Source organism: Microbacterium sp. UNCCL10, assembly GCF_000746195.1.
Lineage (GTDB): Bacteria > Actinomycetota > Actinomycetes > Actinomycetales > Microbacteriaceae > Microbacterium > Microbacterium saccharophilum.
The window spans coordinates 48,705-68,068 of sequence record NZ_KN050821.1 but is presented as its reverse complement, the minus strand read 5'-3'; the positions used below and the strand labels follow the sequence as shown (position 1 = coordinate 68,068).

Sequence of the window (19,364 nt, the reverse complement as noted above, 5' to 3'; positions counted from 1 at the left end):
CGGGACCCTGAACCGGGGGCTCAGGGTCGCCGGGTCACCGTGACGAGCCGGGGCGCGTCGGCGTCGAGCTCGGCGTCGTGCGCCGTCGTCCCGCACGCGCTGTCGACGCCGTGGCCGTGCCACTGGCGGTCGAGCTCGACCTCCCACCAGGAGTCGACGAGCCCCTCGACCATGCCCCGGCCCCACTCGACGATCGTCACGGAGTTGTCGTAGTCGAGGCCCAGATCGTCGAGCTCCGCCGGGGAGCCGAGCCGGTACGCGTCGACGTGCACGAGCGGCGGACCGTCGACGAGCGACGGGTGCGTCCGGGCGATGACGAACGTCGGGCTCTGGACGGGGCCGCGCACGCCGAGCCCGGCCGCGATCCCGCGGGTCAGGGTCGTCTTGCCGGCCCCGAGCGGGCCGGTGAGCACGACGAGGTCGCCGGCCCGCAGCTCGGCGCCGATCGCACGGCCGAAGGCCTCCATGTCGGCGGGCGAGGAGATCTCGCGCGTTCCCTCGACGGATGCCAGACCGCTCACTGCGACACCTGCCGGCGCGGCACGCGCGGGCCGATGCGCGTCACGATCTCGTAGTTGATCGTGCCGGATGCCGCGCCCCACTCCGACGCCGACGGCACCCCGAGGGTCGGGTCGCCGAACAGCACGACCTCGTCGCCGACCGAGACGTCGGCGTCGCCGACATCCACCACGAACTGGTCCATCGCGATGCGCCCGGCGACGGAGAAGCGCCGGCCGCCGATCGTGACGGGGCCGGCGCCGGAGGCGCTGCGCGGCACGCCGTCGGCGTAGCCGAGGGGCACGAGGGCGAGGGTCGACTCGGTGACGGTGCGGTGCGCGTAGCCGTAGGAGACCCCCTGGCCCGCGGGCACGCGCCGCACCGCGGCGACGGCGCCGCGGAGGGTCATGGCGGGCCGCAGCCCCAGGTCGGCCGACGTCCGGTCGTCGAACGGCGAGAGCCCGTACATCGAGATCCCGAGCCGCACGCAGCCCAGCCGCGCCTCGGGGAGCGCGATCGCGGCGTGCGAGGCGGCGATGTGGCGCAGCGGCGGGGCGATGCCGTGCGCGGCGGCGGCGGCCAGCGCCACCTGGAACCGCGACAGCGCGACGCGGTCATCCGCCTCGCTCGTGTTGGACAGGTGGCTGAAGATGCCGAGGATGCGGATCTTGCCGAGCCGTTCGAGCCGCGCAGCCTCGGCGAGCACGACGCCGTAATCGGCCGCGGCGATCCCGTTGCGGCCGAGCCCGGTCTCCACCTTGAGGTGCACGACGACGGGACGATCGCGGGATGCCGCCGCGGCGGCCGCCTGGAGCTGGTCGAGGCTCGAGATCCCGAGCTCGATGTTCTGCGCGGCCGGCTCGGCGAACGAGGCGCCGGGGGCGTGCAGCCACGCGACGATCGGCGCGTCGATGCCGGCCCGGCGCAGGGCGAGCGCCTCGCCGACGTCCGCGACGCCGAGTCGCGCCGCCCCGCCCTCCAGCGCGGCGAGCGCGGAGCGCACCGCGCCGTGCCCGTACCCGTCGGCCTTGACGACGGCGATGACCTCGGACTCGGTGAGCCGCCGCAGGTGCCGCACGTTCGCGGTGATCGCGCCGACGTCGATGACCGCCTCGCGCATGATCCCGTCCGGCATCCGGCTCATCGTCCACCCTTCGTGTCGGCGCCGCCCTCGACGCGCTCCGCGACGACGTAGGCGGCCGCCAGGCCCGCGTCGTGTGAGAGGGAGAGGTGCACGGCGGTGATCCCGCGCTCCGCGACAGCGGATGCCGTCGAGCCCGACAGCGCGAAGACCGGGCGGCCGGAGGGCTCGGACGCGATCTCGATGTCGGTCCAGTGCACGCCGTCCGAACCGCCGAGCGCCTTGATGAGCGCTTCCTTCGCGGCGTAGCGCGCCGCGAGCGAGTGCGGCTTGAGGCTCCGCTCGTTCGGGGAGAAGAGGCGCTGCAGGAGGGCCGGGGTGCGCTCGAGCGAGCGCTCGAAGCGGGGGATGTCGACGAGGTCGACGCCGATTCCGATGATCACGGCGTCCTCCTCTCGCGCCGCAGCGCGGCCTCCGCCAGCCTACCTTTCGTCGAAAGCGGCGAGCGCCCGGCGCCGCGAGCCCCGCGGGTGCCGGCCGGGCGCAGGCGATTCGCCCGAGTCAGGCGTATTCCACGCGAAACGGCCTGACTCCGGCACATCGCCTGAGCCGGGCAGGTGCCGGGCCTACTCGACGGTGACGGACTTCGCGAGGTTGCGCGGCTGGTCGACGTCGAGGCCCTTCGCCGTCGCGAGGCCCATCGCGAAGATGTGCAGCGGGACGACGGCCAGCAGCGGCTCGAAGAGAGCCCCGGCCAGCGGGATGCGCAGCACCTCGTCGGCGAACGGCAGCACGGCCGCGTCGCCCTCTTCGGCGACCGCGATGACGCGCGCGCCGCGGGCGCGGATCTCCTGGATGTTGGAGACGACCTTCTTGTGCAGCTCCGCCGACTCGCGCGGCGACGGAACGATGACGAACACGGGCTGACCCGGCTCGATGAGCGCGATGGGGCCGTGCTTGAGCTCGCCGGCGGCGAAGCCCTCGGCGTGGATGTAGGAGATCTCCTTGAGCTTGAGCGCGCCCTCGAGCGCGATCGGGTACCCGACGTGGCGGCCCAGGAACAGCACGGACTGCGTGTCGCCCATCCAGCGCGCGAACTGCTCGATGTGCGCCTGCTCGGTCTCCAGCACCCGCGAGATCTTGGCGGGAATGGCTTCCAGCTCCCGCACGTTGGCCGCCGACTGCTCTGCCGACAGCACGCCGCGCACGCGGCCGACGTGCAGCGCCAGCAGGTAGAGCGCGGTGATCTGGGCGACGAAGGCCTTCGTGGATGCCACGGCGACCTCGGGGCCGGCGTGCGTGTACACGATGGCATCCGACTCGCGCGGGATGGTCGCGCCCTGCGTGTTGCAGATCGAGAGCGTCTTGGCGCCCTGCTCGCGGGCGTACTTGACCGCCATGAGGGTGTCCATGGTCTCGCCGGACTGCGAGATCGAGACGACGAGCGTGTCGGCGCCGATCACCGGGTCGCGGTAGCGGAACTCGTGCGCGAGCTCGACGTCGACCGGCACGCGGGTCCACTGCTCGAGGGCGTACTTGCCGACCATGCCGGCGTATGCGGCCGTGCCGCACGCGATGACGATGACGCGGGTGATGCCGCGGAACAGGTCGTCGAGCGCTTCGAGCTCGGGGATGACGACCGCCCCGTCGCGGATGCGACCGAGGACGGTCTTGGCGACGGCCTCGGGCTCCTCGGAGACCTCCTTGGCCATGAACGACGACCAGCCGCCCTTCTCGGCGGCCGCGGCGTCCCACACGACCTCGAACGGCTCCACCTCGACGGTGTTGCCGTCGAAGTCGGTGACCTCGACGCCGGCGGGCGTGATCGCGACGATCTCGTCCTGCCCGATCGCGAGGGCGTTGCGGGTGTGCTCGACGAAGGCGGCGACGTCGGAGCCGAGGAAGTTCTCGCCCTCCCCCAGCCCGATCACGAGCGGGGAGTTGCGGCGCGCGCCGACGACGAGGCCGGGCTCGTCACGGTGCATCGCGAGCAGCGTGAACGCGCCCTCCAGGCGGGCGGCGACCGTGCGGAAGGCGCCCACCAGGTCGTGCGTCGCCTCGTACTCCCGGCCGAGGAGCACGGCGGCCACCTCGGTGTCGGTCTCGCTGCGGAAGGTGAAGCCCTCAGCCAGCAGCTCGTTCTTGAGCTCTGCGAAGTTCTCGATGATGCCGTTGTGGATGACGGCGAGCTTGTCGTCGTCCGCGAGGTGCGGGTGCGCGTTCTCGTCGGTGGGGCCGCCGTGCGTCGCCCACCGGGTGTGGCCGATGCCGGTCGTGCCGTCGGCGAGCGGGTGCGCATTCAGGTCGTCGCGCAGCACCTGCAGCTTCCCGGCGCGCTTGCGCATGCCGAGGTCGCCGTCCCCGTCGATCACCGCGATGCCTGCGGAGTCGTACCCGCGGTATTCCAGGCGGGCGAGCCCGGACAGGAGGATGGCCTGGCTGTCGCGCGAGCCCACGTATCCGACGATTCCACACATGGGCTCAATGGTAAGCGGGCGCCGGGGATCGCTGGACGCACACGGGACGCGACGGACCGGAAGATGAGGCGGGCCCTCCAGAGGAACCGTTGGGGACGGTCGACTCGAGAGGGCCCTGTCCGCGCACCATCGGAGGGCCGTTGGGGACGGCGGGGCTCCGATACGCCGCTGTGTTGGGGGGCAGTTGGTTCACGCGCGGATGCCGTCGATTTTACCCTCATCCGGGCCGCGCAGCCTTCTTCCGCGGTCCCGCCGGACACGGGCGACAACCTCTTCCGTTCCCCCGAGGCCTATGCAATACTCATGCCAAGTCAGCCGCCGTGAGGTGGCGGGAGCGCCGAGGGGTCGGAGCTCCCGAACAACGCTCCGTCCGATGTGGGAATCGGGCTGGAGGCTCTGACCCATTGGGGAGCGGCATCGTCCGCTTGGGGGAACGCGAGTTCAGGCTCGCCATTTTGGGGACATTGGGGAACGTTCATGGGGGGACGCATCATTGCGGCTGCGCGCTCGCGCGCCGTGGTCGATCCGGGTCACGCATCGCCGAGCGCAGGGGCGTCGCGATGAGCTCCGCGACGCTGCAGCTGGATGGAAGCATCGGCGGCGCTGCGGCTCCGCGGCTCATGCCGGTGCTCGAGAAGCGGCTCACGCAGGTGCGGCGGCACCGGGCCGGCACGACCGTGCTCGACACGCTCGTCATCGCCGTCTGCGCGGCCGTGACGGCCACCGTGCATCTGGTCACCACGGAGGCGGCCTCGGTGGTCGGCGTGTCCGATCCCCTGCTCGTCGCGGTGGTCACGGTCGCGGCCGTGACCACCGCGTGGGGGGCCTCGCTCGCGCTGCTGCGCGGCGCGTCCCACCGGCACGGCAGCGGCGAGCGCTACGAGCTCCTGCCGATCCTGCACTCGGCGACCATCGCGATCGCCGCGCTCGCGATCATCGAGGGCACGGCCGGGTGGACGGTGCTGCCGGCGCACCTGTCGCTCACCCTGCCGGTGGGCGTCGCCGTGCTGGTCGGCACGCGGCTGGGGCGGCGCAGCCGGCTCACCAGCCACCGCACGACGCACGCCCTCGCGCCGCGGACCCTCGTCGTCGGCGACCGCGGCTGCGTGGAGCAGGTGGTCCGTTCCCTGACGGCCGACCCGCGGTTCGCCCACCACGTCGTGGGCGTCGCGGTCAACGGCGGGGAGGACACCATCCGCGTCGACGGCACCGGCTACCGCGTCGTCGGGTCGCCCGACACCGTCGCGGAGCGGGCTCGTGAGCTCTGCATCGAGACGGTCATCGTCGCCGGCGGCTCCGACGACCCCGACTACGTGCGCAAGCTCAGCTGGAGCCTCGAGGGCGCCGCCACCGATCTCATCCTCGCGACCCGCCTGGCGGATGTCGCCCGCTCCCGGATCGCCTTCGAGCGCACCGACGGGCTGGCCCTCACGCACGTGAGCATCCCCAGGTTCGACCAGTCCACCCTGAGCGCCAAGCGCGTGCTGGACGTGGTCGTCGCGCTCGTCGCGCTCGTTCCGATCGCGGTGATCACTCCGATCATCGCGCTGCTGATCCGTATGGACACTCCGGGGGGCGTGTTCTTCAGGCAGCGGAGGATCGGGCGCGACGGGCGCGAATTCAGCATCCTGAAGTTCCGGACGATGACGACGACCGCGGAGCGGGACCGGGCGGCACTCGAGGCGCAGAACGAGGGCGCCGGTCCGCTGTTCAAGATGAAGAACGACCCGCGCGTGACCCGGGTGGGGGCGGTGCTCCGGCGGTTCTCGCTCGACGAGCTGCCGCAGTTCTGGAATGTGCTGCGGGGCGACATGAGCGTCGTGGGCCCGCGCCCGCCGCTGCCCAGCGAGGTGCGCGACTACGACGAGCAGGTGCTGCGTCGCCTGTACGTCCAGCCGGGGATCACCGGGCTCTGGCAGATCAGCGGCCGCAGCGACCTGTCCTGGGAGCAGAGCGTGCGACTGGATCTGCACTACGTCGAGAACTGGTCGGTGGCGACCGACCTGGGAATCATCCTCCGCACCGCACAGGTGATGGTCCGTCCGAAGGGGGCGTACTGATGTTCCGGACCGCCCAGGACCGCAGCCGCGCCCCGCGGCGCACGATGACCGCAGCCGCCGGCACGCCGGGCCCGCACATCCTGATCATCGTGCAGAATCTGCCCGTGCCGCTCGACCGGCGCGTGTGGCTCGAGTGCCAGGCGCTCATCACGCGCGGATACCGCGTCAGCGTCATCTGCCCGAAGGGTCCGGGCGACCCGGCCTTCGAGCGCCTCGACGGCGTCGACATCTACAAGTACGCTCCGGCACCGGAGGCCGAAGGCCTCCTGGGGTTCGCGTGGGAGTTCGCATACAGCTGGATCCGCACCGCGTGGCTCTCGCTGAAGGTGCGCCGCGCGGGCCGGTTCGATGTGATCCAGGCCTGCAACCCGCCGGACACGTTCTGGCTCCTCGCGTTGCTGTGGCGCGTCGCGGGGGTCTCCTTCGTCTACGACCACCACGACCTGAACCCCGAGCTGTTCCGTTCGCGATTCGGCGAGCCGGAGGGATTCCTCAAGAAGCTCGAATACCGGATGCTGCTGTGGCTGGAGCGCCGGTCGTTCCGCACCGCCGCGCACGTCATCTCGACGAACGAGTCGTACAAGGCGAAGGCCGTGGAACGCGGTGACCGGAGGCCGGATGAGGTCACCGTGGTGCGCAGCGGTCCCGACACGATGCAGATGCGCCCGATCCATCCCGAGAACCCGCGCCCGCTCGGCACCATCAACCTCGTCTACGTCGGCATCATGGGCCCGCAGGACGGCGTGGATCAGCTCCTGCACGTCGTCGACGAGCTGGTGCACCGTCGTGGTCGCCGCAACGTCACCGCGACGCTGCTCGGCTTCGGCGACTGTCTCGAGGCGCTGAAGGCCGAGACGCTCGCCTTGCGGCTGCACGACCACGTCACCTTCACGGGCCGCGTCGATCGCGCGCAGATGGCGGAGTACCTCAGCCGCGGCGACATCGGGGTCTGCCCGGATCTGAAGACGCCCCTCAACGACGTCTCGACGATGAACAAGACGATGGAGTACATGGCCTACGCACTTCCCTCCGTCGCCTTCGACCTGATCGAGACGCGCGTCTCGGGGGCGGATGCGGTGCTGTACGCGCCGTCGGGGGACATCTCCGCCTTCGCCGACCACATCGAGCGGCTCATCGATGACCCCGGCCTGCGCAGCCGGATGGGACACGCGGCGCGCGAGCGGGTCGCGAGCACGCTGGATTGGCGCCCGCAGGCCGAGGCGTACGTCGACGTCTACGACGCCCTCACCGGTCATCACCGGGACTGCCCGGCGGTGCCGGTCACCGGCTCGGCACCGGAGTTCGACGCTCGTGGCCGGCGGTACGTCGACCTGCGCGACGACGACGCACTGGAGCACTACCTCCTCGATCGCGGTGCGACGTCGCTCACGGTCACGACGGGCGAGATCCGTCAGATGATCGACCCGGCGCCCGTGGAAGATCGCACACCGCTGGCATCCGCATGAGGCGGAACGTCGCCTCGGCTCCCGGCTCGAGGAACCGGCCTGCCCCCGCCGCCGCCCGCGGTGCAGGTCGTAACAGATGTGGCGGCTCATGCCTGAGTCTGCGTAACGGCCGTGACCTATGGTCGCGGGCTCCCGGTTCGCCCGACCGGCGGGATGTCGCGCTCCTCCCCCAAAAGGCATGAGCCGTCCACGGGCCGGCGTGCCCGCCCCACACCCACACGGGGCGGGCACGCCGATGGTCCGCGGAAAACTTCCCAACCCCGGCGCCGCCGCGTAAAGTCGGGGCAAGAGTCTCGCACCTGCGGATCGTCATTGGGGAGTGACCGACGACGTGCATCGTGTGGGAGTCAGGGCAAGGGCCCGGCATCGTCCGGGACCGCAGATGTGTGGGGACACGTGCAATGGGGACACGAACTCGTACGCGAACGCGTACCGACGACGGCCGGCTGACCGCTGCGATGCGCGGGGTGATCATCGGCGTCACGGTGATCGTCCTCATCGGGCTGGGCATCGCCGCCTGGATGCTGCTGACACCGAGAGTGCCGGCAGGCGCCTCCGAGTCGCCGGTGCCGGGCACCCGCGCGACCGGCGCCAGTACGCCGCTGGCGGGCCCGTCGCCGGAGGCGACCCCCGTCGACGGCAGCGAAGTGCCGGCGCCGGAGGAGGGGACGGCGCCGTCGGACCGGCTGCCCGCCCTCCCGCAGCCCACGCCGCTCATCGCGGCGCCGCTCCCGGAGAACGCCTCGGCGACCGGTGAGCTGGTCGCCGGCTTCCCCTCGTCGATCGCGAGCGCCGCGGGCGACGACGAGGTGCTCGAGAGCTCGGTGACCTCGGACGGCCGCACGATGCAGGCGGCGCTCAAGGCACGCACCGACGCGACGCCGGCGACCGTGACGGACCGCTTCCGCGCCGCCTGGTCCGCGCTGGGCTTGACGCCGACCGGCGGCGAGCCGGTCTCGGCAAGCGATCCCTTCACGACGGTCACCCTCGCCTTCACGGAGTCCGGCACCGGCACGATCTACACCGTCTACGCGACGCTGCGGACGGAGTGACCGGGTGTACATCTCCTTCACGAACTCGCCGGTGAGCAAGGACGACTCCGTGGACCCCCGGCCGGCCGGCCGGCCGCCGCGCGGCATCCGCACCGTCTCGTCGACCGTGATCACCCTCGGGATCGTCTCGATGCTGACCGACATCTCGTCCGAGTCGGTGTCGGCGATCCTGCCCCTCTATATAACGGGGTTCCTCGGGCTGTCGACGATCGCGTTCGGCGTGCTCGACGGGATGTATCAGGGGGTGAGCGCCGTCGTGCGGATCGCCGGCGGCTATGCCTCCGACCGGATCGACCAGCCGAAGTGGGTCGCCTTCGTGGGGTACGCACTGGCCGCGGTCGCCCGGGTGGGCCTGCTGTTCTGGACCGGCTTCGCCGCCCTGACCGCCGTCATCACGGCCGACCGGCTCGGCAAGGGCATCCGCACGGCGCCGCGGGATGCGCTGATCACCGCGACCTCCGATCCCGCGCGGCTCGCGGCGTCGTTCGGCGTGCACCGGATGCTCGACAACATCGGCGCGGCAGTCGGACCCCTCCTCGCGTTCCTGATCCTGCTGATCGTGCCGGACGGGTTCCACATCGTCTTCATCGCGTCGCTGGCCTTCGCGACGATCGGCGTCCTCGTCCTCGGGCTGATCGTGCCGAACGTGCGCACCCGCCGGGCGCAGGCGGATGCCGGGGAGCCGCGGCGGCGGGTCGACTGGCGCAGCGTGGTGCGCGGGCGGATGCGCCGGGTGCTGGCTGCGGCGGGCGTCCTCGGCCTCGTCACGATCGGTGACGGCTTCGTCTACCTGGTGCTGCAGGCGCGCAGCGACTTCGCCGCGCAGTGGTTCCCGCTGCTCTACGTGGGCACGAACCTGGCGTTCCTGGCCTTCGCGGTTCCGCTGGGGCGGCTGGCCGACCGGGTCGGGCGGGCGCGGGTCTTCGTGTGGGGCCATGCCGGACTGCTCGCCGCGTACGTGGTCGCGGTGCTGCCGATGGCCGACCTCGCGGCCACGCTGCTGTGCCTGGTGTTCCTCGGCGCGTTCTACGCCGCGACCGACGGGGTGCTGGCGGCGCTCACGGCGCAGCTCGCCACACCCGAGACGCGCGGCACGGCCATCGCGTCGGCGCAGACGGTGGTCGCCGTCACCCGCTTCGCGTCCGCGGCGGGGTTCGGGCTGCTCTGGTACGCAGCCGGGAGGGAGCCCGCCATGATCATCGCCGCCGTCGTGCTCGCGGTCGCGATCCCGCTCGTGGCGATCCTGCTGCGGCCGCTCCTGCGCGCCGAGTCCCGCTCCGGACAGGCGGCCGGATGACGCTCCGCGCGCGATGGATCCTCATCGCGGTCCTCTCCGCGCTCGCGCTCGGCGCCACGGCCGTCGTCGGCGCGGTCGCGTGGGCCCAGTATCAGCAGCGCCAGGCGGCGCCGAGCGCGGTCGACACCTCCGAAGTCGTCCCGACCGGCGACCGCGTCGTGTTCCGCAACACGGCATCCGGCGCGGGCTACGGCCATGTGGCCTCCGTCCCGCTCGGCGACCCGAGCGGCGCCCGCACGATCAGCGCCATCGCCTGCGACCGGGTGGACGCGACGGCGGACCTGGTGTCGTGCCTGCGCAGCGTGCGCGGGATCGCCCCCTCCTACACCGCGACGCTGTACACGGGCGACGGCGCGGAGATCGCGCAGTGGCCGCTGTCCGGCATCCCGAGTCGCACCCGCATCGCCGGCGACGGCTCGCTCATCTCCACGACGGCGTTCGTGACCGGCCACACCTACGCGACGATCGGCTTCTCCACCGAGACGACCATCCACACGCCCGACGGGGAGGGCCTCGACAACCTGGAGGAGTGGACGCTCCTCGTGGACGGCGCGCCGACCGCGCCCGTGGACCGCAACTTCTGGGGGGTGACCTTCGCCGACGACGACACCTTCTACGCGACCGTGGGGCTGACGAGGGACGGGACGACCCACCTCGTGCGAGGGTCGATCTCGGGGCGCTCGATGCAGGTGCTCGACGAGAACGTCGAGTGCCCGTCGCTGTCGCCGGACGGGACTCGCATCGCGTTCAAACGGGTGACGGCCGGTTCCGGGCCGACCGTGCACTGGACCCCGGCGATCTACGACATCGGCTCGGGCGAGGTCACCCTGCTGCCCGAATCGCGCAGCATCGACGACCAGATCGAGTGGCTCGGCGACGACACCATTCTCTACGGGATGCCGCGGCAGGGGGTCGCCGGAGACACCGATGTGTGGGCGCTCGCGGCGGACGGGTCGGGCGAGCCGTCGGTGTTCCTCGAGCACGCCTGGTCGCCGTCGGTCGTGCGGGAGTGAATCACGCCGTGTGCTCCCGCGACACCGGGTGGTCCTTCGCGGCCCGCCGCCGCCGACGCACGACGAGGAGCCAGGCGAGCAGGGCACCGACCGCCGCACCGATCGCATTCGCGAGGATGTCACGAAGACTCGGCTGCCGTGAGGGGATGACGATCTGCGCCACTTCGGCGCCCACCGAGATGAGCAGTGCCAGCCCCACTCCGTACCGCCGCCGCTTGAGCAGCAGTGTCAGCAGGAACCCGAGCGGCAGGAACATCAGGACATTGGCGCAGAACTCGACCCAGCCGAAGCCGAAGAACGAGAGCCCGAGGCCCGTGCGGAGCCATCCGCCGATCGCGTTGACGATCCCGCTGTATGTGACGGGCAGCAGCAGCACGATCCCCACCGCGAGGCCGTACACGATGAGGCCGCCGATGACCCAGGAGCGTCCGGTGCGGTCCGCCATCGGCCGGTTCGTACGCACGCCCACCCCCGCACCCCGATCGCCGCACCGTCGGTGCGGTGCGCCTCATGATAGTGGCCCGGCGCAGACCCCCGACGATAGAGTGACGTCCGGGTTCCGCGTGCTGCCGTTCGGGCGCGGAACGCTGGGGAACACGGGGGACGAGGGGCACGCCATGAGACGGAGCAGATCTGTGTTGAGGAGCACCGGCCGGGCGGGAGCCGCAGGGCTGCGGGGGGACGCATGACTGCGGCGCCCGATCGCTTCCTGCTGATCAAGGCGAAGGGCGGATTCGGCAACCGCATCCTCTCCGCCGCGACCGGGGTCGTCATCGCCCGGCTGACCGGGCGGACCGCGGTCGTGGACTGGCGGGACGGGGAGTACCTGCCGCACGGCGAGGATGCCTATCCCCTCCTCTTCGAAAGCCCGACGCCCCACCGGGCGGCCGACTTCGATGCGCGCAGCGATGTGACACCCGCCCTGTGGCGCGGCCGGTTGAGCGAGCACCCCACCCACCTCATCTCCGACCTCTTTCCGAACGACCACAGCAACCCGTTCATCTATCGGAAGCTCTCGATCGACCTGGCGCACCCCGACGTGCGGGAGCCGCTCGCCGTGTTCTGGTCGTACCTGCCGAAGATGGCCCGCATCCGGCGCGCCGCGGCGAAGGTGAGCCCGTTTCGGGGCATGTCCCGGGACGCGTTGACGCGGTGGGCGTTGCGCGAGTACTTCCGGCCGAACGCCCGGGTCCGCGCGGAAGTCGATGCCCTCTTCGCCGATCGCGCCCGCCCGATCATCGGCGTGCACATCCGGTACACCGATCGCAAGGTCTCCCTCGACCGGATCATGCAGGAGGTTCAGCGGGTCCAGGCGAGGGTGCCGTCCGCGCAGATCTTCCTCGCCACCGACAACGAGGGCGTCCAGGAGCAGTTCCGAGCCCGTTTCCGTGACGTCTTCGTCATCGACAAAGTGCTCGGGGACGACGACAACTCCCTTCACGAGCACGTCGAGCTGGATGATCCGCTCCGCGAGGCCGAGAACGCCCTCATCGACATGTGGGCGCTCGCCTCGTGCGATTGGCTCGTGCACTCCCGTCACTCCACGTTCTCGGTGGCGGCCGCGCTGATCGGAGGCATCCCGACATCACGCCAGCGCGACATCGACCGGCGGAACGTCCGCGTCGTGCTGAAGCGCTGGGTCCAGACCTGGGCCTAGTCGGACTCGGCGAACGTCGAGAGGCGCTCGGCAGAGGCGCGGATGCCGATGTCCGCCGCCGCGATCGTGCGCATGGCCGCCGTGAGACCGACGATGAGGAACAGCAGCCCGCCCGAGATCGGGAACGACAGTCCGTCGAAGAAGACGAACAGGACCGCGATCGTGAGCACCGACGCGGCGAGCGAACGCCCCATGGCCTTCGTGTCCTCGAACGGGGAGACGCGCGCTGCCCACGCCGCGCTGCCGAACGCGGATGCCACGACGGCGGCGAACGCGAGCACTCCGAGGATGCCGATCTCGACCGTGAGCAGCACCCACTGGTTGTCGAAGATGTAATACCGGGGCAGGAAGGTGCCGAAGCCCTGGCCGATCCACGGGGAGGTGGCGATGAACTCCGGCACCCGGGCCACGGCATCCGAACGAGACTGCGTGCTGGGGTCGTCGGATGCGCCGGCGAACAGCGAGACGACCGTCCCCAGCATGCCCGGTACGACGACGATCACCACGGCCGCGACGATCGCCCCGCCCACGCCGATCAGCCATCGGTACGCCTGGGGAATGGCCGGCAGGGAGGCCACGAGGGCGACGGCCAAGCCGAGGATGGCCGAGCGCGAGACGGAGAGCAGCGCCGCGGCCATGATCAGCCCGACAATGGTCCACCAGATCCATGGCCGCGTCTGGCGGCGTTCCGGGAACCCGCGGGCCACCGCCGTCCCGATCGCGATCGGCAGCAGGCCCACCAGGGCGGTGCCATACTCGAGCGGATGCGCTGCGGTGGCGGATGCGCGGGTGAAGGCGCTGCGCGTGGCGACGCTGGCTCCATCCACCGAGATGCCGGGAATGCTCGACACCCAGTCGAGCAGGCTCTGTCCGGTGATGAACTGCGCCAGCCCGAGCGCGGCGACACCGCCACCGGCGATCGCGAGGGCACGGACGATCCTCGCGGCGTCGTCGTGGGTGCGGATGCCGTCCATCGCCACGAGGAGGACGCCGGACCAGGACGCGAGCCGCAGGAGAGCCGTGATCGCCGGGCTGATCTGATCCGCCGGTTGCCCGCGCAGCATCAGCGAGGCGAAGCAGACGAGCACGATGACGACGAGGGCGATGAGAGCGATCCGAACCGGCTGGGTCACCGGAACCGCGTCGACGGCGCGCATCTGCAGACGGGTGAGGAGCCACCAGAACAGCAGCAGCAGCCCCCACAGCACCGACGGTCTGCCGAACCCGCCGAGCGCCGCGATGGTGAGGTTCGAGGGGATGGCCACCAGCAGCACCAGGTAGACCGCGAGCATGGTTCCGGCGGTGAGCGCGCGCCCGCCGCCGGCGGTCCGGTGACGTCGTGCCGGTACCGGCTGTGACTCGCGATCGGTGAGCGACATGGCCCGGATTCAGACGTCGACGGCGGACGGCGCCCGTGTCTGATCATCCGACGCGGCGCGCGGACGGCTCGCCCCGCCGGGATCGGCGGGATCGGCGGGGTCCGTGGGCTCGGCGGGATCGGCGGGGTCCGTGGGCTCGGTGAGATCGGCCTCCGGGGCCTCGTCCTGTTCGGAGGCGGAGCCCGCTTCGGCATCCGACGCCTCGTGTGCGGACATCTTGCGTCGATTCCCACCGCGCCCGCCTCGTCTGCGGGCGAGCCCGTCGACGAGGCTCGCCACCACCAGCGTCACGGCCACCGCGGCGGCACCGGCGCCGGCGGCCAGCACCATGCGCGTGCGCTGCTGGGGTGTGCTCTCGGTGTCCTGCGTGAGGGTCGTGATCGTGATCTCATCACGAGCAAGGACGTTCTGCTCGGTCTGCAGCCGCTCCAGAGCGGACTCCGCCTGCGCGAGCATCGCTTCGAGCGCACCGGCCGCATCCGCGTCGCTCTGCGCCGTCACCGTCGTCCAGACCACGGGCCCCGACGTCGTCGGGTCGCGTCGGACCTCCACCTCGGTGCCCGGGTAGCGACCCACCACCTCTTCCACGGTTTCACCGGAGGACAGCGTGCGGACGAGGACGTCCGTGGCCTGGCTCAGTCCGCCCAGGAAGAGGAAGGGATTCGTCGCACCCTCGGGCATGACCCCCTCGCCGGGGAGCAGCAGCTGGGTCGCCGAGCGTTCGTAGGCCGGCTTGACCGCCACCCACGCCCCCACGGCCACGGCCACGGCCAGCAGCAGCCCCGGGATGACGATGTACCAGCGTCGGATCAGTGCACGAAGAGTGTCGGCGACGTTCATTCGGTGAGGCCTTCCGAGCGTGGGACGAGAATCGGCATCGGCCGTGCGGAGCGTGCACGGTACGCGGCGACGAGGCGGTCGACGGTGACGGCCGCGCCGCCGCTGACGAGCAGGGCGGCCAGCGACATAGCCAGGACGGCGGCGATCTGGCTCGTCCGCGACGCCGCGACGAAAGCGATCTCCGTGCTGAGCGGCTCGACCTTCACCTCGATCCGGTCCGCCGCGGTGGTCCCGGCGATCTCCTGCTGCAGTCTGGCCGCCTCGAGGACATCGGAGAGGATCGCGTCCTGCCGCTCCTGCACCCATTCGTGCGTCCGGCCGACGATCTGTATCTCAAGGGTCGCGGTCGGGAACACCGACCCCCACTGGTTGCCGACGTCCCGCAGTGCGACGAGCACCCCTTCACGGACGCCCGCACCGTAGTACGGCGCGTCGAGGGTCGAGTAGCGGGGCGGCCGTTCGCCCTCGTTGATCTCGGTCGCGACGGTACCCGCGAAGGCGATGAGGCTGGCATCCTGGAGCCCGCTCTCCGCGTCGAGCGTGGACCGCTGAGGGAGGGTGAACGACACGGCGGTGCGGGTCCAGTACGTCCCGCCGTCTTCGGCGAAGACGAGGGTGAGGGCGCCCGCGCACACGATCACGACCAGCACGACGTACCAGCGCCTGCCGATCGCCGCGATCATGTCACGAACGGTCACCCGTACCCCTCCCCACAACGCCCCTCGCCAGTGTAGCGTCGCGTCTCTATGCGCCTCCGTGGGTGCGCCGGTACGGTATCTGAGGGCGGGTTGCGCCATGCGACGCGCGGCTGGGGGGAGTCGTTGTGCTCGACGTTTCGATCGTCATCGTGTCCTATTACAGCGGTCGGGATCTGCCGCCGCTGATCAGGTCGATTGACGACGCGGCCGGAGCGCTGTCCTGGCACGCGACGGTGGTCAACAACACGACCGATGAGTCCCTCGCCCATCTGTCGGAGGACGACCGGGTCACGGTGGTGGAGGCCGGAGCGAACCTCGGCTACTCCGGCGGGCTGAACCTCGGCCTGACGATGGCCCCCGAGGCGCGGGTGACCGTCTTCCTCAATCCCGACCTCGTGCTGCGCACCGGGGCGCTCACCGCGCTCGTGGCTGCCGTCGATGGCGGCTCGGATGCGGCGGTGCCCCGGATCCTCGATGCCACCGGCGTCCGGCAGGATTCGCTCCGCCGCGAGCCGACGGTGCTGTCGGCCTTCGGCGAGGCGGTCTTCGGAGATGCGTGGGCACGTCGGCCGCAGCTGCTCGCCGAAACCGTTCGGCGCGACCGTGCGTACCGCAGCGAGCATGCGATCGAGTGGGCCACCGGGGCGACGCTCGCTGTGCGGGCGGACGTCGTGGCGGCGGTCGGGGCGTGGGACGCCGACCGGTTCTTCCTCTACTCGGAGGAGACGGACTACTGCCGCCGGATTCGTTCGCGCGGCGGCTCCATCGCCTACGTTCCCGATTCCGTCGTCCAGCATCGGGGTGGCGGATCCGGCACCTCCCCCCACCTGGATGCGCTGCTCGAGGTCAACAAGCTGCGCTACTTCCAGAAGTGGCACGGGCCGTGGGCCGCGGGCGCCTTCGGTACGGCCCTGCTCCTTCGCAATGCGATCCGCCCGCACCGTCCCGGAGCTCGGGCCGCCGTCCGTGCGCTGCTCTCCTCACGAGCGCGTGCAGAGCTGCCGGGCGGGCCACGATGACCCTCGGCACGATCATCATCGCCGCGCACAATGAAGAGCGGGTGATCGGGCGGACCCTGGATGCTGTGGGCAGCGCCGCGCGCGAGGGAGATCTCGCTGTGATCGTCGTCCCGAACGGGTGCAGCGACCGCACGGCGGAGATCGCCCGGAGCTTTCCCGGCGTCGTCGTGGCCGAACTCGACGCCCCGTCGAAGGCGGCCGCCCTTCGGCGGGGCGATGGGCTCGCCGGCCCTGGCCCGCGGATCTACCTCGACGCGGACGTCGTGATGACGTCACGGGCCGCTCGCGACGTCGTCGACGCGCTCCGCCGCGGTGCGATCGCGGGCCGCCCGCCGCACACGTTCGACACATCGCGCGCCTCGCGGCTGGTCCGGAGCTGGTATCGCGTGCGAGAAGACCTTCCGTCGATCTCCACCGCACTCTGGGGAGCCGGGTGCTACGCGCTCTCCGAGGCGGGACGGGCCCGCTTCGACGAGTTCCCGGAGGTCGTCTCGGACGACCTGTTCATCGACAGCCTGTTCGCGCGGGCCGAAGTGTCGATCATCGCGACGGACCCACTCATCGTCACAACGCCCCGGCGCACCGCCGACCTCCTGCGCATCCTGCGTCGCACCTACCGCACGCAATCGGAGGTCACGGCCGGGGGCGAGGGCCGGTACCCCGGTCAGCGCGCCCAACTGCGTGATCTCGGGGCGATGCTCGCCCGCAAGCCCCGGCGACTCGCCGATGCCGTCGTCTACGTCTCCCTCATCGCGCTGGCGCGTGCCCGCGCACGTCTGGGACGCCGCGGGGTGCGCTGGGAACGGGACGACAGCTCACGGGAGTCAGGCTGACTCGCATGCCCCCTCGGGGACCGCGCTGAAGAACGTCTCGTGCCACACCTCGAGGGACATGAGGGTCCAGATCCGGATCTCCTCGTTGAACCGGCCGCTGGAGTGCCGATCCAGCATCCGCTCGATCGCGCCCTTGTCGAATGTCTGGGCGACGAAGGACCCCGAGCCGGTGAGGCGATCACGCACGGTGTCGCGGAGCGAGGTGCGGAACCAGGCATCCAGCGGCACCCGGAAGCCGACCTTCGGCCGATCCACGATCTGGGCGGGGACATGGCGGCGGGCGACTTCCTTCAGCACCCACTTCGTCTGGCCGGAGCGCACCTTGACGTTGGAGGGAAGCCGGAACGCCAGTTCGGCCAGGCGATGGTCCAGCAACGGCGGACGCAGCTCGAGCGAGGCGGCCATCGACATCCGGTCGCCGCGTTCCAGGAGGTTGTCGGGCAGCCAGCTCCGGAGGTCCGCGAGGAGCATGGCGCGGATCGCGTCATCGCGTGCGCCCACCTCGGTGGAGGTCGTCCGGCTGGGCAGGCCGGCGAGCAGCTCGCGGCGCTCACGCGCCGAGAACGGCGCGAACCACGTGCGGTACTGGTCCTCGCGATTCGGGGCGGCCCATGCCCGCATGGCGATCCGGAGGCGGGCCAGGCTGGACGGCAGATGCGCGTCGAGGCGTTCACCGACGCCCTGCCGGAACCGGCCCGGAAGGATCGACGCCGCGGCCATCGCCCTGGCCACCTTGTATTTGGGGTAGCCGGCGAAGAGTTCGTCTCCCCCCTCGCCGGAGAGCACGACCGTGACATGCTCGCGCGCGGCCTGCGCGAGTCGGTAGACCGCGAAATCCGCCGGTTCCGACATGGGTGCGTCACGGTGCCAGGTCAGCATCGGCCAGAGCGCCTCGAAGTCGGCCGCATCCACACGGATCTCGTGATGATCGGAGCCCACGTGCTCGCTCATCATGCGCGCCCACGGCAGTTCGTCATGCCGCGGGTCGCCGAATCCTGCGGAGAAGGTCTTCAGGGGCCCTCCCGTGTGAAGGGCGGAGGCCTTCGCCACGATGAGACTGCTGTCCACACCGCCGCTCAGATAGGCCCCGACCGGGACGTCCGCGACGAGTGCGGAGCGGACGGCTTCGGTCACCGCCGCATCGACGGCGTCGACCGCAGCCGGCGCACCGCCTTCCCAGGGTTGCTCGTCCGGTGGCGTCCAGTAGCGGACGGACCGCTCGGCCCCGCTCCGATCGATCTCGACCCGGTGTCCGGCCTCGAGCTTTCGGACCCCCTCGAAGAGGGTGAACGGTGCGGGGACCGATCGGCCGTAGAGGTACGCGTCCAGGCTCTGATGATCGACCGACGGCCGGTGCGGCGTCCCTGCCAGGATGGCCTTGATCTCGGACGCGAAGAGCAGCTCGGCGCCGGCACGCCAGTAGTACAGCGGCAGAACGCCGAGGCGGTCGCGAACGAGGTGCAGGGTGCCGTCTCGCCGGTCGAAGGCGGCGAACGCGAACTGGCCGACCAGCTGGGAGACGAAGGCGATCCCGTGCACCGTGAGACCCGCCAGGATCGTCTCCGTATCTCCATCTGTGTGGAAGGGATAGTCCAGATGTGCCCGCAGCTCGCGATAGTTGAAGATCTCCCCGTTGAATGCGATCACCCAGCGGTCGTCGACGCTCTGCATCGGCTGATGCGAGCCGGCGACGTCGATGATGGAGAGCCGGCGGTGGCCGAAGGCGATGTCGCCGCCGAACCAGGTGCCTTCGTCATCCGGACCCCGGTGGCGCAGCGTGGTCGTCATCGCCGCCAGCACGTCGCGCGAGACGGCGGTTCCATCGAATCTGGTCATGCCCACGATTCCGCACACACGCTGATGCTATCGGCCGAGGGCCCCGGAATGAGAGGGAATCTGCGGGCCCGCGGGCGCCGGCCAGCCGGGGATGAGAGTCCAATAATGTGCCCCTGAGCCGATGTCAAGCGTCGTTAGCATACTGATATCCCCCCCCC

General features: G+C 71.1%; 17 protein-coding genes. 8 read left to right on the top strand and 9 right to left on the bottom strand.

Translation table 11 applies throughout. The features are described 5' to 3' along the window. Nucleotides 1–20: 20 nt before the first annotated feature. The 4 genes from tsaE to glmS all read right to left on the bottom strand — a co-directional run bounded on the left by tsaE (nucleotide 21) and on the right by glmS (nucleotide 4,056). Entirely contained in the window at nucleotides 21–467 is a 447-nt protein-coding gene (gene tsaE, locus BR85_RS14425) for a tRNA (adenosine(37)-N6)-threonylcarbamoyltransferase complex ATPase subunit type 1 TsaE (protein ID WP_166657816.1), read from the bottom strand. A 50-nt stretch (nucleotides 468–517) separates the two neighbouring features. After that, nucleotides 518–1,642 carry an alanine racemase gene (gene alr / locus BR85_RS14420; RefSeq protein ID WP_028497270.1) on the bottom strand — a complete coding sequence of 375 codons (1,125 nt, stop codon included), beginning with the start codon at nucleotides 1,640–1,642 and terminating at the stop codon, nucleotides 518–520. Next, entirely contained in the window at nucleotides 1,639–2,022 is a 384-nt protein-coding gene (locus tag BR85_RS14415) for a holo-ACP synthase (RefSeq protein ID WP_028497269.1), read from the bottom strand. Before BR85_RS14415 ends, alr begins: the two co-directional genes overlap by 4 nt. A gap of 183 nt (nucleotides 2,023–2,205) precedes the next feature. Next, nucleotides 2,206–4,056 carry a glutamine--fructose-6-phosphate transaminase (isomerizing) gene (gene glmS, locus BR85_RS14410; RefSeq protein WP_028497268.1) on the bottom strand — a complete coding sequence of 617 codons (1,851 nt, stop codon included), beginning with the start codon at nucleotides 4,054–4,056 and terminating at the stop codon, nucleotides 2,206–2,208. Between the two features lie 560 nt (nucleotides 4,057–4,616). Here glmS and BR85_RS14405 point away from each other — a divergent pair. The 5 genes from BR85_RS14405 to BR85_RS14385 all read left to right on the top strand — a co-directional run bounded on the left by BR85_RS14405 (nucleotide 4,617) and on the right by BR85_RS14385 (nucleotide 10,944). After that, entirely contained in the window at nucleotides 4,617–6,116 is a 1,500-nt protein-coding gene (locus BR85_RS14405) for a sugar transferase (RefSeq protein WP_231478751.1), read from the top strand. Continuing rightward, nucleotides 6,116–7,582 carry a glycosyltransferase family 4 protein gene (locus BR85_RS14400; protein WP_231478750.1) on the top strand — a complete coding sequence of 489 codons (1,467 nt, stop codon included), beginning with the start codon at nucleotides 6,116–6,118 and terminating at the stop codon, nucleotides 7,580–7,582. The genes BR85_RS14405 and BR85_RS14400 overlap by 1 nt, the downstream gene beginning before the upstream one ends. Before the next feature lie 467 nt (nucleotides 7,583–8,049). Next, entirely contained in the window at nucleotides 8,050–8,634 is a 585-nt protein-coding gene (locus tag BR85_RS14395; RefSeq protein ID WP_156106818.1) for a flagellar basal body-associated FliL family protein, read from the top strand. 4 nt (nucleotides 8,635–8,638) lie between these two features. Continuing rightward, entirely contained in the window at nucleotides 8,639–9,931 is a 1,293-nt protein-coding gene (locus tag BR85_RS14390; RefSeq protein ID WP_028497265.1) for an MFS transporter, read from the top strand. Beyond that, entirely contained in the window at nucleotides 9,928–10,944 is a 1,017-nt protein-coding gene (locus BR85_RS14385; protein ID WP_028497264.1) for a TolB-like translocation protein, read from the top strand. The genes BR85_RS14390 and BR85_RS14385 overlap by 4 nt, the downstream gene beginning before the upstream one ends. 1 nt (nucleotide 10,945) lies before the next feature. On the opposite strand, the gene BR85_RS15025 is transcribed toward BR85_RS14385, so the two are convergent. Beyond that, nucleotides 10,946–11,389 carry a VanZ family protein gene (locus BR85_RS15025; protein ID WP_051526427.1) on the bottom strand — a complete coding sequence of 148 codons (444 nt, stop codon included), beginning with the start codon at nucleotides 11,387–11,389 and terminating at the stop codon, nucleotides 10,946–10,948. 240 nt (nucleotides 11,390–11,629) lie between these two features. On the opposite strand from BR85_RS15025, the gene BR85_RS14375 reads away from it, so the two are divergent. Further along, a complete protein-coding gene (locus BR85_RS14375; protein ID WP_028497263.1) occupies nucleotides 11,630–12,601 on the top strand; it encodes a nodulation protein NodZ in 972 nt (323 codons plus the stop codon). Here the strand turns inward: BR85_RS14375 and BR85_RS14370 are convergent. From BR85_RS14370 to BR85_RS14360, 3 genes are read right to left on the bottom strand one after another with little or no spacing between them, the layout of a single operon-like run. Beyond that, a complete protein-coding gene (locus BR85_RS14370; protein ID WP_051526426.1) occupies nucleotides 12,598–13,980 on the bottom strand; it encodes an O-antigen ligase family protein in 1,383 nt (460 codons plus the stop codon). The genes BR85_RS14375 and BR85_RS14370 overlap by 4 nt on opposite strands. A 9-nt stretch (nucleotides 13,981–13,989) precedes the next feature. After that, the gene (locus BR85_RS14365; RefSeq protein WP_028497262.1) at nucleotides 13,990–14,820 is read right to left on the bottom strand and encodes a hypothetical protein; all 831 of its coding nucleotides are present in this window, start codon (nucleotides 14,818–14,820) and stop codon (nucleotides 13,990–13,992) included. Continuing rightward, nucleotides 14,817–15,518, bottom strand: a complete 702-nt coding sequence (locus tag BR85_RS14360) for a hypothetical protein (RefSeq protein WP_147049627.1) — start codon at nucleotides 15,516–15,518, stop codon at nucleotides 14,817–14,819. The genes BR85_RS14365 and BR85_RS14360 overlap by 4 nt, the downstream gene beginning before the upstream one ends. A gap of 125 nt (nucleotides 15,519–15,643) precedes the next feature. Between BR85_RS14360 and BR85_RS14355 the strand changes: the two genes are divergently transcribed. Both BR85_RS14355 and BR85_RS14350 read left to right on the top strand, forming a co-directional pair. After that, nucleotides 15,644–16,537, top strand: a complete 894-nt coding sequence (locus BR85_RS14355) for a glycosyltransferase family 2 protein (RefSeq protein WP_051526425.1) — start codon at nucleotides 15,644–15,646, stop codon at nucleotides 16,535–16,537. Continuing rightward, entirely contained in the window at nucleotides 16,534–17,370 is an 837-nt protein-coding gene (locus tag BR85_RS14350) for a glycosyltransferase family 2 protein (protein ID WP_028497260.1), read from the top strand. The genes BR85_RS14355 and BR85_RS14350 overlap by 4 nt, the downstream gene beginning before the upstream one ends. Here the strand turns inward: BR85_RS14350 and asnB are convergent. Further along, nucleotides 17,362–19,206, bottom strand: a complete 1,845-nt coding sequence (gene asnB / locus BR85_RS14345) for an asparagine synthase (glutamine-hydrolyzing) (protein WP_051526439.1) — start codon at nucleotides 19,204–19,206, stop codon at nucleotides 17,362–17,364. The two genes, BR85_RS14350 and asnB, sit on opposite strands and share 9 nt — an antisense overlap. Nucleotides 19,207–19,364: the final 158 nt, after the last annotated feature.

Excerpts from the sequence above, each read along its gene's own strand:
- tsaE (WP_166657816.1), bottom strand. The coding sequence starts at position 467 with ATGGAGGCCTTCGGCCGTGCGATCGGCGCCGAGCTGCGGGCCGGCGAC.
- alr (WP_028497270.1), bottom strand. The coding sequence starts at position 1,642 with ATGAGCCGGATGCCGGACGGGATCATGCGCGAGGCGGTCATCGACGTC.
- glmS (WP_028497268.1), bottom strand. The coding sequence starts at position 4,056 with ATGTGTGGAATCGTCGGATACGTGGGCTCGCGCGACAGCCAGGCCATC.
- BR85_RS14405 (WP_231478751.1), top strand. The coding sequence starts at position 4,617 with ATGAGCTCCGCGACGCTGCAGCTGGATGGAAGCATCGGCGGCGCTGCG.
- BR85_RS14400 (WP_231478750.1), top strand. The coding sequence starts at position 6,116 with ATGTTCCGGACCGCCCAGGACCGCAGCCGCGCCCCGCGGCGCACGATG.
- BR85_RS14385 (WP_028497264.1), top strand. The coding sequence starts at position 9,928 with ATGACGCTCCGCGCGCGATGGATCCTCATCGCGGTCCTCTCCGCGCTC.
- BR85_RS15025 (WP_051526427.1), bottom strand. The coding sequence starts at position 11,389 with ATGGCGGACCGCACCGGACGCTCCTGGGTCATCGGCGGCCTCATCGTG.
- BR85_RS14375 (WP_028497263.1), top strand. The coding sequence starts at position 11,630 with ATGACTGCGGCGCCCGATCGCTTCCTGCTGATCAAGGCGAAGGGCGGA.
- BR85_RS14370 (WP_051526426.1), bottom strand. The coding sequence starts at position 13,980 with ATGTCGCTCACCGATCGCGAGTCACAGCCGGTACCGGCACGACGTCAC.
- BR85_RS14365 (WP_028497262.1), bottom strand. The coding sequence starts at position 14,820 with ATGAACGTCGCCGACACTCTTCGTGCACTGATCCGACGCTGGTACATC.
- BR85_RS14350 (WP_028497260.1), top strand. The coding sequence starts at position 16,534 with ATGACCCTCGGCACGATCATCATCGCCGCGCACAATGAAGAGCGGGTG.
- asnB (WP_051526439.1), bottom strand. The coding sequence starts at position 19,206 with ATGACCAGATTCGATGGAACCGCCGTCTCGCGCGACGTGCTGGCGGCG.